General features: G+C 68.8%; 16 protein-coding genes. 6 read left to right on the forward strand and 10 right to left on the reverse strand.

The window, feature by feature from the left end:
• Nucleotides 1-96 precede the first annotated feature (96 nt).
• Nucleotides 97-1023, forward strand: coding sequence for a cation diffusion facilitator family transporter (locus tag OG300_RS25015; RefSeq protein ID WP_405485479.1), 927 nt, complete (start codon nucleotides 97-99; stop codon nucleotides 1021-1023).
• A gap of 1 nt (nucleotide 1024) precedes the next feature.
• Here OG300_RS25015 and OG300_RS25020 read toward each other — a convergent pair whose 3' ends face one another.
• The 4 genes from OG300_RS25020 to OG300_RS25035 form a co-directional block, all read right to left on the reverse strand.
• Nucleotides 1025-1426 carry a DUF3052 domain-containing protein gene (locus tag OG300_RS25020; protein WP_405485480.1) on the reverse strand — a complete coding sequence of 134 codons (402 nt, stop codon included), beginning with the start codon at nucleotides 1424-1426 and terminating at the stop codon, nucleotides 1025-1027.
• A 53-nt stretch (nucleotides 1427-1479) separates the two neighbouring features.
• Nucleotides 1480-2499: an alpha/beta hydrolase gene (locus OG300_RS25025; protein WP_405485481.1), complete on the reverse strand. Its 1020-nt coding sequence runs from the start codon at nucleotides 2497-2499 to the stop codon at nucleotides 1480-1482.
• Nucleotides 2500-2646: 147 nt separating this feature from the next.
• Nucleotides 2647-4128, reverse strand: coding sequence for a phytoene desaturase family protein (locus OG300_RS25030; RefSeq protein WP_405485482.1), 1482 nt, complete (start codon nucleotides 4126-4128; stop codon nucleotides 2647-2649).
• A 75-nt stretch (nucleotides 4129-4203) separates the two neighbouring features.
• On the reverse strand, nucleotides 4204-4782 hold the full coding sequence (locus OG300_RS25035) for a TetR/AcrR family transcriptional regulator (RefSeq protein WP_405485483.1): 579 nt from the start codon (nucleotides 4780-4782) through the stop codon (nucleotides 4204-4206).
• 90 nt (nucleotides 4783-4872) lie between these two features.
• On the opposite strand from OG300_RS25035, the gene OG300_RS25040 reads away from it, so the two are divergent.
• Nucleotides 4873-5307 carry a DUF4267 domain-containing protein gene (locus OG300_RS25040; protein ID WP_405485484.1) on the forward strand — a complete coding sequence of 145 codons (435 nt, stop codon included), beginning with the start codon at nucleotides 4873-4875 and terminating at the stop codon, nucleotides 5305-5307.
• A gap of 140 nt (nucleotides 5308-5447) precedes the next feature.
• Here OG300_RS25040 and OG300_RS25045 read toward each other — a convergent pair whose 3' ends face one another.
• From OG300_RS25045 to rfbD, 3 genes are read right to left on the reverse strand one after another with little or no spacing between them, the layout of a single operon-like run.
• Entirely contained in the window at nucleotides 5448-6539 is a 1092-nt protein-coding gene (locus OG300_RS25045) for a sugar phosphate nucleotidyltransferase (RefSeq protein ID WP_405485485.1), read from the reverse strand.
• Between the two features lie 42 nt (nucleotides 6540-6581).
• Nucleotides 6582-7502 carry a glycosyltransferase family 2 protein gene (locus tag OG300_RS25050; protein WP_405485486.1) on the reverse strand — a complete coding sequence of 307 codons (921 nt, stop codon included), beginning with the start codon at nucleotides 7500-7502 and terminating at the stop codon, nucleotides 6582-6584.
• 11 nt (nucleotides 7503-7513) lie between these two features.
• On the reverse strand, nucleotides 7514-8389 hold the full coding sequence (gene rfbD, locus OG300_RS25055) for a dTDP-4-dehydrorhamnose reductase (protein WP_405498663.1): 876 nt from the start codon (nucleotides 8387-8389) through the stop codon (nucleotides 7514-7516).
• A 191-nt stretch (nucleotides 8390-8580) separates the two neighbouring features.
• Here rfbD and OG300_RS25060 point away from each other — a divergent pair, with 191 nt between their 5' ends.
• The 3 genes from OG300_RS25060 to OG300_RS25070 all read left to right on the forward strand — a co-directional run bounded on the left by OG300_RS25060 (nucleotide 8581) and on the right by OG300_RS25070 (nucleotide 12146).
• On the forward strand, nucleotides 8581-10044 hold the full coding sequence (locus tag OG300_RS25060) for an LCP family protein (protein ID WP_405498664.1): 1464 nt from the start codon (nucleotides 8581-8583) through the stop codon (nucleotides 10042-10044).
• Nucleotides 10032-10748: a TIGR03089 family protein gene (locus OG300_RS25065; RefSeq protein WP_405485487.1), complete on the forward strand. Its 717-nt coding sequence runs from the start codon at nucleotides 10032-10034 to the stop codon at nucleotides 10746-10748. Before OG300_RS25060 ends, OG300_RS25065 begins: the two co-directional genes overlap by 13 nt.
• A 102-nt stretch (nucleotides 10749-10850) precedes the next feature.
• The gene (locus tag OG300_RS25070; RefSeq protein WP_405498665.1) at nucleotides 10851-12146 is read left to right on the forward strand and encodes a cytochrome P450; all 1296 of its coding nucleotides are present in this window, start codon (nucleotides 10851-10853) and stop codon (nucleotides 12144-12146) included.
• Between the two features lie 13 nt (nucleotides 12147-12159).
• On the opposite strand, the gene OG300_RS25075 is transcribed toward OG300_RS25070, so the two are convergent.
• Complete coding sequence (locus OG300_RS25075) at nucleotides 12160-13695, reverse strand: carboxylesterase/lipase family protein (protein WP_405498666.1); 1536 nt, start codon at nucleotides 13693-13695, stop codon at nucleotides 12160-12162.
• Between the two features lie 146 nt (nucleotides 13696-13841).
• Between OG300_RS25075 and OG300_RS25080 the strand changes: the two genes are divergently transcribed.
• On the forward strand, nucleotides 13842-14063 hold the full coding sequence (locus OG300_RS25080) for a zinc ribbon domain-containing protein (RefSeq protein WP_405485488.1): 222 nt from the start codon (nucleotides 13842-13844) through the stop codon (nucleotides 14061-14063).
• Nucleotides 14064-14070: 7 nt separating this feature from the next.
• Here the strand turns inward: OG300_RS25080 and OG300_RS25085 are convergent, their stop codons facing one another.
• Both OG300_RS25085 and OG300_RS25090 read right to left on the reverse strand, forming a co-directional pair.
• Nucleotides 14071-14352 (reverse strand): SelT/SelW/SelH family protein, encoded by a 282-nt coding sequence (locus tag OG300_RS25085; protein ID WP_405485489.1) that lies wholly within the window; start codon nucleotides 14350-14352, stop codon nucleotides 14071-14073.
• A 35-nt stretch (nucleotides 14353-14387) separates the two neighbouring features.
• The gene (locus OG300_RS25090) at nucleotides 14388-14525 is read right to left on the reverse strand and encodes a hypothetical protein (protein ID WP_405485490.1); all 138 of its coding nucleotides are present in this window, start codon (nucleotides 14523-14525) and stop codon (nucleotides 14388-14390) included.
• Between the last annotated feature and the right edge of the window lie 18 nt (nucleotides 14526-14543).

The following is a 14543-nucleotide window of genomic DNA, read 5'->3' on the forward strand; positions in this document are numbered from 1 at the left end:
TAAGCTCTCCCGGTCCAACAGATTTGCGGACAAAACGGACATAGCGTTTGCGCGTGAGCACAGCGTTGGCGAGTACCTCGGGAAGGGGCGGTTCATTTGTCTGCGGGCGGCGGTAAGAAGGCGATCCTGGCGGCGCTCAGCGCGAACGCCGGAATCGCGGTGGCCAAGTTCATCGGCGCGGCCATCACCGGATCGGCCTCCATGCTGGCCGAGGCCGTGCACTCGGTGGCCGACACCTCCAACCAGGCACTGCTGCTGTTCGGACAGCGCCAGGCCGCACAGCAGGCCGACCAACTGCACCCCTTCGGCTACGGCCGCAACCGCTACTTCTACTCGTTCGTGGTCGCGCTGGTGATCTTCGCGCTCGGCTCGCTGTACGCGATCTGGGAGGGCGTCCACAAGATCCAGCACCCGGAGCACCTGTCCAACGCCATCGTCGCCATCGTCATCCTCGGCATCGCGATCTGCCTCGAGGGCTTCAGCTTCTACACCGCCATGCGAGAGTCCAAGCCGCTCAAGGGCGATGCGTCCTGGTGGCGGTTCATCCGCAACTCGCGCAATCCCGAACTGCCGGTGGTGCTGCTGGAGGATTCCGGCGCGCTGATCGGCCTGGTGTTCGCGTTCGTGGCGATCAGCCTCACCGAGATCACCGGCGATCCGATCTGGGACGGCATCGGCACCCTGGCCATCGGCCTGTTGCTCGGCGTCATCGCGATCATCCTGATCGTCGAGATGCAGAGCCTGCTGATCGGTGAGGGCGCGACCCCCGACGAGGACCGCAAGATCCGCGAGGCCCTGGTCGACCATCGCAGCATCGACCGCGTAATCCACCTGCGCACCCAGTACCTGGGCCCGGAGGAGATGCTGGTCGCCGCGAAGATCGCCATCGTGCCCGGCCTCGAGATCACCGACATCGCCACCGCCATCGACGAGGCCGAGGCGCGAGTACGCGGCCAGGTCCCGGCCGCCCGGGTCATCTACCTGGAACCCGACCTCTACCGCACACCCGCGGTAACCCAGTAGCTCACCGGTCGGCCAGCCGCACCACGAACCGCAGCCCCGACCACACCTCGTCGATCGCGCAGGTCTTGTTGTCCACCAGCCCCTGCGCCAATCCGTATGCCCGCACGGCGTTGTCGCCCAGATCGGTGGCGACACCACTGGCCTTCTTCGGCCACGCCACCCACAGCCCACCGTCGATCACGAGCCGTTCCCGCCACCCCGCGAACCGCCGCGCCAACGTGGCCTGATCCGGACAGAACCCGACGATCACGTCGTACGGCCCCTTGCCCGCCCGCGCGTGCACCTCGACCCCAGCGGGCAGCTCACCCAGCTCGAATCCCATCGGTGCACCCGCGAGCAGCACCCGCGCCTCGGCCTTGATCCCGAGCTTGCGCGCCAGCGGAGTCCCCGAATACCCGGCCATGCGCGCGAGCGTAACAGCGCCGCATGGCAATACAGCTCAGCCGTGGACGTGGCTCAGGGCTGGATGCCCATGCCCTGGGCCAGCTGAGGCCAGGACACGTGCAGGGCGTCGTTCCAGTACGGCCAGTAGTGGGTGCCGACCGGGGTGAAATCGTAGGTGGCCGGGATGTCGATGCTGTCGAGCTTGGCCTTCAGGTTGTGGGTGCACTGGTTGACGGCGCCCTCGATGAGGATTCCGAGTGCGAGGCTCTCCGCGTTCGAGACGGGATCCTGATCCATGGTCAGGTAGTACTTGACGTCGTCGGGCACCGGAATACCGCTACCGCTGGAGACGAACAGCGAAGTACCGCGCAGCTTTTCGGCATTGATCACCGGATCGTTGGCGGCCCACTCCGGACTGTTGTCCGGGCCGTACATGTTCTCGGTATTGCCGCGGCCACGCTGCACCACCAGCTTGACGAATTGCTGGCCCATCGGATCCGCGATCTGCGCGCAACCACTGTAGGCGGCGACCGATTTCCACAGGCCCGGCTTGGCCTCCGCCAGCTGCAATACCGAGGTGCCCGACATGGACACTCCGGCCAGCGCGTTCACGCCCGTCGAATGCAGGGCGTCGTCGAGCAGCGGCGGCAGTTCCTCGGTGAGGAAGGTGCGCCATTTGGCCACTCCGATAGACGGATCCGGCTTGTCCCAATCGGTGTAGTAACTGGCGAAACCACCGATCGGCTGCACCACATTCACCTGTTTGGCGGCCAGAAACTGCAGCGCATTGGTCTGCGCGGTCCAGCTCGCGTCACTCAAACCGCCGTCGAGGCCGTTGAGCAGGTAGAAGTTCGGGGCGGGCTGGGATTCATCGACCGGACGCTGCACGTCGATGGTGATGTCCTGCGCCATCGCCGCCGAATACACCTTCATATGCCAGGTCTGCCCATCCTTCACGATGGAAGAGATGGCACTGGGTTTCGGCGCGTCCGCGGTGGCGACGCCACCCAGGAACACGGTCGACAATGCGGTGATGACAGCGAGTGCGGGAATCGCGAACAGTCTCGTCCGCCTGATGGATCGGCGATTCACAAGTGAACTCCATGGGCTCCGGCAGCCCGAAGGCACGCCAAGTCGACAACGGCAGTAACACAACCTGGACAACTGATCGGCGATTTGATCTTCGCCGTTACACAATCGTTCAGTTACATCGGTGATCGCCCAAGAGTATCTGCCGGGTCAATTACGCCAGTGATCGGTCAGCAGTTCGAAGGGGTCGGTGGGAACACCGAATTCGGTGCGCAGGGCATGACGTGCGGCGAAATACCCGTTCATACCGTGCACTCCGGGTCCGGGCGGGGTCGCGGAGGAACACAGGTACACGCCGGGCATCGGCGTGGAGTACGGATTCCAGCGCGGCGCGGGACGAAAAACGGTCTGGCGCAATGTCATCGCACCCGCTGAGATATCGCCGCCCACATAGTTGGAGTTGTACACCGGCATGCTGGCCGCGGTGCGAACATTGCTGGCCAGCACCAGATCTCGGAAGCCGGGGGCGAAACGTTCGACCTGCGCGGTGACCGCCTCGGTGAGATCGGCGGTGGAACCGTTGGGGACGTGCGCGTAGGTGTAGAGGGTGTGCTTGCCCTCCGGCGCGCGGGTCGGATCCACCACGCCGGGCTGGATGGCCAGCACGTACGGGTTGTCGGCCAATCGTCCTGCGGCGACGGCCTTTTCGGCAGCCACTGCCTCGGCGCGGGAGCCCACCAGGTGCAGGGTGCCCGCACGCTCGCAGCCGCGCGCCTGCCAGGGCACCGGCCCCGAGAGCGCGAAGTCGACCTTGCAGGCCGCGCCGCCGTAGCGGAAGCGGTCGAGGGCGAAGTTGTAGCGGGCGGGCAGGGTGGCGATGCGCTGTAGTTCGGCGGGTGCGATATCGAGCAGAACGGCTCGCACATCGGCGAATTCGTCGAGCGAGTCCACCCGGTGGCCCGTGATCACCCGTCCGCCATGGGTTTTCAGATCGTCGGCCAGCGCGTCCATGATGGCCTGGCTGCCGCCGCGCGGCACCGGCCAGCCGCCCACGTGCGCGAGCGTGCCCAGCAGCAGCGAGACCCCGGCGCCCGCGACGCTGCGCGGCGGGCGAATGGCGTGCGTGGCCACGCCGGTCAGCAGCGCGGGCGCGAGATCCTCCCGGAAGCGCAGATTCCACAGCGGCGAGGCCTGTTCCAGCAGGCGCGGGCCCAGCGGCAGTTCGATCCCCGGACGCCCGCGCAGCAGCTCCATCGGATCCAGCGGCGGATGCCGCAGATCCGACATGATCAGCCCGACCACGTCCTCCCACCGGCGCACCAGCGGACCGAACAGCCGCTGCCAGGCCCGGCCGTCGCGCCCCAGGCCGTCCACGGTGTGCTCGAGGTCGCGCCAGGCCAGCGCCGCGCGGCCGCCGTCCAGCGGATGCGCGTAGGAGACCTGCGGCGCAAGCAGTTCCACGCCGTGCGCGGCCAGGTCGAAGGCGCGGAAGAACGGGGAGGCCAGCGCCATGGGGTGCGCGCCCGCGCACAGGTCGTGATGGAAGCCGGGCAGCGTCACCTCGCCGGTGCGGCACCCGCCGCCGATGGTGTCGGCGGCCTCGTACACCTCGACCTCGAGACCGGCGCGGGCCAGGATCACCGCCGCCGCAAGCCCATTGGGACCGGATCCGACCACCACAGCGTCAGTCATGAATTCAGACTAGGCCGGTCCGGAGGGACACCGGCGCAACCGTGATCAAGACGATTCGATGCGACGGAGTGCGGGTCAGCGACCCTGAACCCACTGCGCGAGCAGAATATCCAGTCGGTCGGCTCGAAAGTCGGGCCGCAGACGGCCACCTCGATCCAGGGTGGCCAGCCCGTGCAGGGAGCTCCACGCCACCTCGGTGAAGGTCTCCGCGTCGTCCGGGGCGGCGAAGGGCGCGAAGGTCAGCAGCAGTTCGACGAAGGCGTCCTTGAGCAGCTGCGGGGCGTCGGGACCGAAGGTGAGTTCGGTGCGCAGCAGGAACATGGCGTCGTAGAGGGCGGCCTTGTCGCGGGCGAAGTCGAGGTAGCCCTGAGCCACATCGCGCAGCGCCTGCTCGGGTGTCTCGGCCCGCTCGCGCAGCGGCCGGATATCGCGGGCCAGTTCCGCGAAGCCCATTTCGGCGACGGCGGTGACGATGGCGTCCTTGCCGGTGAAGTGGCTGTAGAGCACCGGCTGGCTGTATTCGATGCGGTCGGCGAGCTTGCGCACGGTGACCGCGTCCCAGCCCTCGGTTTCGGCGAGGTCGCGCGCGCTGTCGATGATGCGCTGGTGGCGGTCGGCCCGCTCGCGTTCCTTGCGGGTCTGGATCGGGTTCATGGAAAAACTCTAGCACCGCTAGACAAACTATCGATACATCAGTTAGCGTTGCTTCATCAGTTAGCAGCGCTAGAAATTGGAGCACGAGACATGTTCACCTCGCGGATCACCTCTCGCATCGCCACCGCCCTCGCTCTCGCGGGAGCCGGATTCATCAGCTACATCGGCTACCGCTACGTGACCGACCCCGCCGCCATGGCCCCCAGCTTCGGCCTGCGCGTCTCCCCCACCGGCGAGGCCGCCGACTTCCTGAACGTGAAGGGCGTGCGCGATCTGGCCTCGGGGCTGCTCATCGTGGCCCTGCTGGCGGCTCGTCAGCGCTACTCGCTGGGTATCGCCATGCTGGTGATGGCCACCATCCCCACCGGCGACATGCTCACCATCCTGCGCCACGACGGTTCCACCGCAACAGCTTTCGGCGTCCACGGCTTCACCGCCGCCCTGGTCGCCGTCACCGGCGCGCTGCTGGTCGGCGAGGGCCGCGCCGCCGACAAGCCCGCCATCTCCACCCCCGTCGTCGCATGACACCGATCGCAGCGGGATGACTCCCGGCAAGCGGGGGCGCTGGATCCCCCACTCCCCCAACAAGATCAGGGAGCTCTCACCGTCGAGAATCGGACAGATTCTCGCGGTGAGAGCTCCCTGATCTTGGTATCGAGCTCGGGTCAGACGTCAGTGGAGAAGCGGATGCCGCCGTCGGGGATGTCCACGCCGGGCCAGATGCGGGCTCCGCGCAGGAGTTCACAGCGGGCACCGATGTTCGCGCCGTCGCCGATGACGCCGTCGCGGACCAGTGCCCGCGGGCCGATGCGGGCGCCGAAGCCGATGATCGAACGTTCAACGGTGGCACCGGCTTCCACGCGTGCGCCGTCGAACAGGATGGCGCCGTCGAGGCGGGCGCCCGCGCCGACCTCCGCGCCGCGACCCACGACCGTGCCGCCGATCAGCAGCGCGCCCGGCGCGACACCCGCACCCGGATGCACGAGGGATTCGCCGCGCTGGCCGGGCAGTGCCGGCGACGGGGCGATGCCGCGGACCAGATCCGCGGAACCGCGCACGAAGTCTTCGGGGGTGCCCATGTCACGCCAGTACGAGGTGTCCACGTGGCCCTGGATGTGCGCGCCCTCGGCGAGCAGCGACGGGAAGGTCTCCCGCTCCACCGAGACCGGACGGCCCGCCGGGATCTTCTCGATGTATTCGCGCCGGAAGACGTAGCAGCCGGCGTTGATCTGATCGGTCGGCGGATCCTGGGTCTTCTCCAGGAACGCGGTGACCCGGCCGTTCGCGTCGGTCGGGACGCAGCCGAAGGCCCGCGGATCGCTGACCCGCACCAGGTGCAGGGTGACGTCCGCGCCGGACTCGTGGTGGGTGTCGAGCACGCCACCCAGATCGGTGCCGCCGAGCACGTCGCCGTTGAACACCATGACGGTGTCGGCCCGCAGCTTGGGCAGCACGTTGCGGATGCCGCCGCCGGTGCCCAGCGGCTCGGTCTCGGTGACGTATTCGAGCTCGAGGCCGAGCTCGGAGCCGTCACCGAAGGTCTCCTCGAACACCTCCGCCTTGTACGAGGTGCCCAGCACCACGTGCGTGATACCGGCGTCGGCGATGCGAGCGAGCAGGTGCTGCAGGAACGGCAGTCCGGCCGTGGGCAGCATCGGCTTGGGGGCGGACAGGGTCAGCGGACGCAGGCGGGTGCCCTGGCCCCCGACCAGAATCACCGCATCCGTAGACCCGGCGGTACTACCGCTGTTCGCCATCTTCTCCCCTGTGGTCAGGTTGTCAGGAATGCGCCGCGATCATCAGGATTGCCCGTTTGCATCGCGTTCGCGCAGTGCGGATCGAACCGCAAGCCTGCAGCGGATCGCAAGTCCAGCCTTCAGCGCGACCCGCAGCGGAGCCTGCCACCAGTGCGGATGCCGGTCGGCCTGGAAACGGTAGGCGCTGGCGTGATGCGCCGGGAGCATCGTCTCCGGGTGGCGACCCGCGGCGTGGCCCTTGGCGTGCGTGACCTCCGCGGACGGCACGAACACATTGTGCCAGCCCGCCTTGCCCATCCGATCACCGAAGTCGACATCCTCCATGTACATGAAGTACCGGGAGTCGAAGCCGTCGATGGAGTCGAAGGCGGCGCGGCGCACCAGCAGGCAGGAACCCGAGAGCCAGCCGACGCTGCGCTCGGAGATCTCCTCGTTGTCCTGGCGGTAGCGCAGGGTCCAGGGGTTCTTGGGCCAGACCGAGCCGAGGATGGCGTGCCCGGCTCCGTCGGCGATGCCGGGCACCCGGCGCGCGGACGGGTAGGTGCTGCCGTCGAGTTCCAGCACCATCGGGCCCAGCGCGCCCGCGCGCGGCCAGCGGCGGGCGGCGGCCAGCAGTTCGTCGATGGAGTCGTTGCCCCAGCGCACGTCCGGGTTGGCGATCATCACGAACTCGATGTCCGGGTCGATCTCGGCGACAGCGCGATTGATGGCGCCGCCGTAGCCGATGTTGCCGCCGGTGCGTAGCAGTCGCACATGCGCGTTGGCCTCGGCGGCCAGTTCGGGGGTGCCGTCGACCGAGCCGTTGTCGGCCAGGATGACCTGCGGCTTCTCACCGGTGGCGAGGGCCAGGGTGCTGATGAAATGTTCCAGGTGCTCGCCGGGCGAGTAGGTCACCGTCACGACTGCCAGCTGCGGTTTCTTCTCCGCGGCGGGGGGCTGTCCGACTGAATCCGAGGGGCTCACGGACGCCGAGCCTAGTCGGAGATGGCCGCCAGTGCGTCCTGCAGTGCCAGCTTCCAGGAACGCAGCGGGGTGAGCCCGGCGGCCTGCCAGGCGGCGCCGGAAAGCACCGAATATGCCGGGCGCGGAGCGGGTCTGGGGAAATCCTCGGTGCCACAGGGCCGTACGCGTTGCGGATCGGCCCCGATGGCGGCGAAAACGGCGCGGGCGAGATCGAACCAGGTGGCCTGTCCGGCATTGGTGGCGTGCAGAATTCGCGGCGCGTCCGGCAATCCGGCGAGTTCCAGCAAACCGGACGCGAGGTCTCGCGTGTAGGTGGGTGAACCGAGTTGATCGTTCACCACGGTGAGGGTGTCGCGTTCGCGCTCGAGCCGCAGCATGGTGGCCACGAAGTCACTGCCGGTGCCGGTGTAGACCCAGGCGGTGCGGACCACCGTGGCCTGCGGCGCGAGCTCCAGAACCGCTTGCTCCCCAGCGAGTTTCGAGCGCCCGTACACCGTGGCCGGATCGGTCGGATCGTCCGTTTCATACGGATGTGCCGCGGTGCCGGGGAACACATAGTCGGTGGAGACGTGCAGCAGCCGCGCCCCGCTGTCGGCGCAGACCTGCGCGAGGACGCGCGGGCCGGTGGCATTGACCGCGAAGGCGGCCTCGGCGTCGGTCTCGGCGCGGTCGACCGCGGTGTAGGCGGCGCAGTTGATCAGTACGTCACCGGGATTCACGATCGCGCGGACCGCGGCGGCGTCGGTGATGTCGAGATCGGCACGCGCCAGAGCACGCGCGCCGGGAACCAGATTCAGCAGCGCCCGGCCGAGTTGACCGTGTGCTCCGGTGATCAGCAGGCGGGCCGGATCGATGCTCTCCGCCCGCGCGGCGGTGGTGCTGGTCACGGCTTCGGCGCTCACGGGCCTCAGTCTGACAGGACCGGCGCGACTCACTGAGCACCGGCTACGGCAACAAACCGGTTACCCCCATTAGCCTGCACAGTGGGGGCATTCCCAGTCGACTCGACCTGAACGTGGGGTCTCGTCGGCCGTAAAAGGAAAGGATCAGCGGGTTGCCGGACAGCACCTGGGCATCCGTGCCGCTACTTTCACGCCGGGGCAACCTCGGCCGCTACCCGCTGCGGGTGCTCGCGGCGGTGGTCTCCGTGCTGGTGCTGACGGTGACCGGATTGGGCTGGCACAGCGTCGATCAGCTGGTGTCGAGCATCGAGCGGATCGGCAACCTCGGGCTCGGCGGCAATGCCGACGGCGCGACCGACATCCTCATGGTCGGCATCGACTCCCGCACCGACGCGCACGGAAACTCGCTCAGCGCCGACGAACTCGCCATGCTGCACGCGGGCGACGACGGCGAGGGCGGGCTCAACACCGACACCATCGTGCTGATCCGGGTGCCCAACGACGGCAGTTCGGCGGTGGCCATTTCGATTCCGCGCGACTCGTATGTGGACATTCCGGGAATCGGTATGGGCAAGATCAATTCGGCGTACGGGGTCACCAAGTTCAACGCCCAGCAGAAGCTGGTCGATCAGGGCGTCACGCCCGCCGAGGCCGACCGCCGCTCCACGCTGGCCGGACGGCAGGCGCTGGTGAAGACGGTCGCCAACCTGACCGGTATCACCGTCGACCACTACGCGGAGGTCGGGCTGCTCGGGTTCGTGCTGCTCACCGATGCCGTCGGCGGCGTCGACGTGTGCCTGAAGAACGCGGTGGACGAACCGCTCTCGGGTGCGGACTTCCCGGCCGGGGAGCAGCGGCTCAACGGCGCGCAGGCGCTGAGTTTCGTGCGGCAGCGCCACGAGCTGCCGCGCGGCGACCTCGACCGCATCGTGCGCCAGCAGGTCTACATGGCGCAGCTGGTGCACCAGGTGCTCAGCGCCAAGGTGCTCACCAGCCCGAGCCGGTTGGGTGAACTCAGCAACGCGGTCGGGCGCACGGTGGTGCTCGACGACGGCTGGGACGTGCTGAGCTTCCTGCATCAGCTGCAGGACCTGTCCGGCGGGCAGGTGAAGTTCGAGACGATTCCGGTCAAGGACCTCAACGGCTGGACCGACAACGGCGAATCGGTGGTGCGGGTCGATCCGCCCGCGGTGCAGAAGTACGTGGCCCAGGTGGTCGACGGCGACGACGGCGGCAACGGTGGTCCGGCCCCGTCGAGCATCACCGTCGATCTCTACAACGCCAGCGGCACCGGCGGACTGGCCGGGCAGGCCGCACAGGCGCTGGCGGGCAAGGGATTCCGCACCGGTGTGGTCGACAACTGGATCGGCGGTCCGATCCAGAGCAGCCGGGTGCTGGCCGCCTCGGGTGGCGACCCGAAGGCCCGCGCGGTGGCGGCCGCGCTGGGCGGGCTGCCGGTGATGGCGGAATCGGGCATGCCCGAGGGGGCGGTGCGCGTCGTGCTGGCGAGTGACTACGCTGGTCCGGGTTCGGCGGCGGGCACCACCGGTCTCGACTTCTCCACCAGCGCCACGGCGACGCCGGTGCCACCCGCCCCACCTATCGACGCCGGCACGAACGGACCGAAATGCGTGAACTGAACGAGACCCTCACCGAAGCGGTGCTCGACCCCATCCTCGCCCGCGACCCGGCCGGGCCGCGCATCACCTACTACGACGACGCCAGCGGTGCTCGCATCGAGCTGTCCGCGCTCACGCTGGCCAACTGGGCGGCCAAGACCGCCAATATGATTCGCGACGAGTTCGGGCTGTCCTCGGGCGCCCGGGTGGCGGTGCTGCTGCCCGCGCACTGGCAGACCGCGGCGGTGCTGCTGGGCTGTTGGTGGGCGGGCGCGGAGGTGGTGTTGCACGCCGACCCGGACGCCGAGCTGGCGCTGGTCACCGTCGAGCGGCTGGCCGAGGCCGACGGCATCGCGGAGGTCGCGGTGCTGTCGCTGGATCCGATGGGAATGCCGGTGCGGGAGCTGCCGATCGGCGTCACCGACTACGCCACCTCGGTGCGCGTGCACGGCGACCAGTTCCGGCCGCACGGCGTGGGCTGCGCGCTGGACGGTTTGTCCGTGTCGGAGGTGCTCGAGCAGGCCCGCAAATCGGCCGCGCGGCAAGGCTTCACGGCCGAGGACCGGGTGCTGGCGGCGGGCACGTGGGACACCCCGGCCGAATTGGTCGACGGTCTGGTGGCGGTGCTGGCGGCGGGTGCGTCGCTGGTGCAGGTCGCCAACCCGGATCCGGACGCGCAGGAGCGACGCGCCGGGACCGAACGGGTGACCGCTCGGCGGGTCTGACTCCTACCCGGGTAGGAGCCGGGATTCCCGCTACAGGATGTTTTTCGGCCGCACCGATTTCCGTACGGTGGAGTCATCCGACGACGAGGGAGTCCCGTGATGATGAGCCCCCGGTACTGGGCCCGCTGGATGGTGGAGCACGGCGCGGCGCGCCAGGCGTTGCGGCTGCGGGCTCGGAGCAACGACCCGTTCGCGCGCCTGATCACCAGCGTGGACGGCCTGCACGATCCGTACCCGTACATCGAGGAGCTGCGTTCGCGCGGGCGGCTGGTGCACAACCGCATCACCTGGGCCACCACCGATTACGAGCTGACCCGCACCATCCTGCGCGACAACCGTTTCGGCGCGTTCGGCCCCGACGGGATGGAGGTCCCGGACTGGCTGCACCGCAGCATCAAGAAGGCGCAGACCCCACCCAATCCGGTCGAGGCCCCGTCGATGCTGATGATCGACCCGCCCGACCACACCCGGCTGCGCAAGTCGGTGTCCGCGGCGTTCACCCCGCGGGCCATCGGACGGCTGCGCGAGCGGATCGAGCAGGTGACCGCCGAACTGCTCGCGGCGCTGCCGCCGGACGGCTCCGCCGACCTGATCGCCGCGTACGCGCAGCAGGTGCCGATCGCGATCATCGCCGAAATGCTGGGCTTCCCACAGGAATCCCGCGACGAGTTCCTGGAGTGGGGCGATGCCGCCAGCCCACTGCTGGACATCGGCATCTCCTGGCGCACCTGGCGCGACGCCTACACCGCCATGGGGACGATGGACGGCTACCTCGACGTTCATCTGGCCAAGCTGCGGCGCGAGCCCGGCGAGGACATCCTGAGCAGCCTGGTGCAGGCCGGTGACCTGACCGACCGGGAGCTGAAGGCGACGGCCAGCCTGCTGATGGGCGCGGGCTTCGAGACCACGGTGAACCTGATCGGCAACGGCGTCGTCCAATTGCTTTCGCACCCCGAGCAATTGGCGAAGCTGCGGGAAGATCCGGAGCTGTGGCCGCAGGCCGTCGACGAGATCCTGCGCTACGACCCGCCGGTCACGATGACGGCGCGAGTCGCGCTGTGCGACACCGAGATCGACGACAAGCAGCTGCCCAAGGGCACCGTGATCGTGATGTCGCTGGCGGGCGCGAACCGGGACCCGCAGAAGTTCGAGGATCCCGGCGTCTTCGACATCACCCGCTCGAATACCAGGGAACACCTGACGTTTTCGAGCGGCATCCACACCTGCCTGGGTGCGAGCCTGGCCCGCATGGAGGGTGTGCACGCGCTGCGCTCACTGTTCGAACGGTTCCCCGACCTCACCCTGGCCGGCGCCCCGCAGCGCCGCCCGCTCTACACCCTGCACGGGTACGAGCGCATGCCCGCCAGTCTCGGCAGGCACGCACCCGCGGTGGTGTGAGAAGTCCTGTCGCTCAGTAGAATCCGACGACCTGGTCGCCCCACACCGTGTTGCGATCACGGTCCGGGTCGTCGACGACGCGGTCGACGGCGTCGATGACCAGGGTGGTGCGGGCGGCGGCGTTGTAGGGCGGCCAGTGCTTGGAGCCGTCGATGGCGGCGGGGACGCCGTAGCGGGCGAAGGCCAGCCAGCGGCGCATCATCCGGCCCGAAACCTCCTGTGCGGCTTTGCGTCCGCCGAGCCAGAAGGTCGGGTCGTAGTCGAAAGAGCCGAAATTGCCGAAGATATAAGGCAATTCGGTGGCGTGGCCCGCGCCGACCCGGGCCGCCTTGAGCATCGGGGTGGCGTGGTCGAAGCGGTACATCCAGGTCGGCGAGTGCGCCGAGTGCGCGTCGGCCACCCAGTGCGCGGGCATCCGGAAGGCGGCGTCGGTGGACATGGTGAGTGCGCCACGCGGCGTGGTGGATTCGTAGACCGAGGCGATGCCGGCGAGCCGTTCCGGCGACAGGCCCGGGTGTTCGGCGGCGACCCCGCGCAGCATGGCGTTCACCGCGTCCGGGGTGACCGGCATGATCGGCGAGCGGAACAGCCGGAACAGCGAGGACTCGTCCTTGTTGGTGCCGATGATCAGCGGCACCCGATGCGAACGCCCCTGCTGGAAGCGCTCACTCGGGTAGGCGGGCAGCAGTTCGCCGTCCACCACCGGGGCGGCGGCCAGCCGGCCGGGTTCGCGCAGCGGCACCTCGTCGAGCAGGGTGCCCGCCGCAGCGATGATCTGCTCCACCGGCATGGTGAGCAATTCCACCGCCCGGTCCTCGCGCAGTTCCAGCAGTTCCAGGAAGCGCTTGGCGACCACCGCGGCCCGCTCCGGCCCGAAAACCGTGGTGGCGGGCGGGGATTGGGCGATGGCGCGATGGAACAGCCCGGCCGACAGCGGTGAGGTGAGCAGCGCGGTGACGCAGCCCGCGCCCGAGGATTCACCGAAGAGCGTGACGTCGCCCGGATCGCCGCCGAACGCGGCGGCGTTGTCGCGCACCCACTTCAGCGCGGCGATCTGATCGTGCAGGCCCAGGTTCGGGGTGAATTCGTCGCCGAGGGCGGACAGGTCGAGGAAGCCGAAGGCCCCGAGCCGGTAGTTCACCGTGACCACGATCACGTCGCCGGTCTCGGCCAGCCGCCGTCCGTCGTAGATGGCCTGGGCCGCGGTGCCCAGGCAGAATGCGCCGCCGTGAATCCACACCAGCACCGGACGCGGTTCGTCGGCAGGTTTCGCGGGGGCCCAGACGTCGAGCCAGAGGCAGTCCTCGCCCACCCGGAAGGCGGGGTCGACCGGGACGAAGCCCGCGCTCTGCGGCGCGACCTCACCGAAGGTCAGGCATTCGCGCACCCCGGACCAGGACTCGACGGGCTGCGGTAGCCGGAACCGATTGCCGCCGCCGGTGCTCGCGGCATAGGGGATGCCGCGCCAGACCGCCAGTTCGCCTTCGCGTCGGCCGGACACATCGCCGCTGCTGATGCGCGCGACGGGCGCGGCATCGAGATCCGACATCGTGTCGAAGAACCGAGTGTTCACACCAGACCTCCTCGTACTCCGTAAATCGAGGGTACTGGCTGGGACGGCAGCTACGCCGCGATCACCCACTGCGTGGCGGTGTTGATCTCCACCGCGCCTCCGGCCTGATCTACGCTGGGCCGGTGCCGAGCTACGCGTATCGATGCCGCGCCTGCGGTGATTCCTTCGAGCTGTCCCGTCCGATGGCCGAGGCGTCCGCGCCCGCGTCCTGCCCGCGGGGTCACGACGACACCGTCAAGCTGCTGACGACCTTCGGGACGGTGACGCGTGGCGGCGGCCCGAGCCTGGTGTCCGCGCCCGCGCCGTCCGGCGGCGGCTGCTGCGGTGGCGGGTGCTGCGGCTAGCGCCTGTCTATTCGGGGTCGCGCGTATCGGCGTGGCCGAGTGAGCGGCCGGGCGCGACTCGATCGCGCACGCGCTGCTTGAGCAGGGCGATATCGGGAAAACCGCCGTCCGCCTTGCGTTCCCAGATCTGCTCGCCGTCGACGGTGATGCGGAAGACGCCGCCCTCGCCGGGGATCAGCGCCACCTCCGAGAGGTCGGTGGCGAAGGTGGTGAGCAACTCCTGGGCCATCCAGCTCGCACGCAGCAGCCAGCGGCACTGGGTGCAGTATTCGATCGCGACGCGGGGCATGCCCCGGACCTTACCGGCGCATGCCCCGTTCGCGACTATCCGAACATTTCGACGAGACCGAGCACATCGCCCATCAGGCCGAAGACGCCCTGGGCGAACGACGAGCCGAGGCTGAGCGCGTTGAGCGTGGAACTCAGTGGGTTGGTGGTGCCCATTCCGGGATTCGGATACACGGTCCAGCTCCTTCGATC

It is taken from the genome of Nocardia sp. NBC_00511, from assembly GCF_045161165.1.
Taxonomy (GTDB): domain Bacteria; phylum Actinomycetota; class Actinomycetes; order Mycobacteriales; family Mycobacteriaceae; genus Nocardia.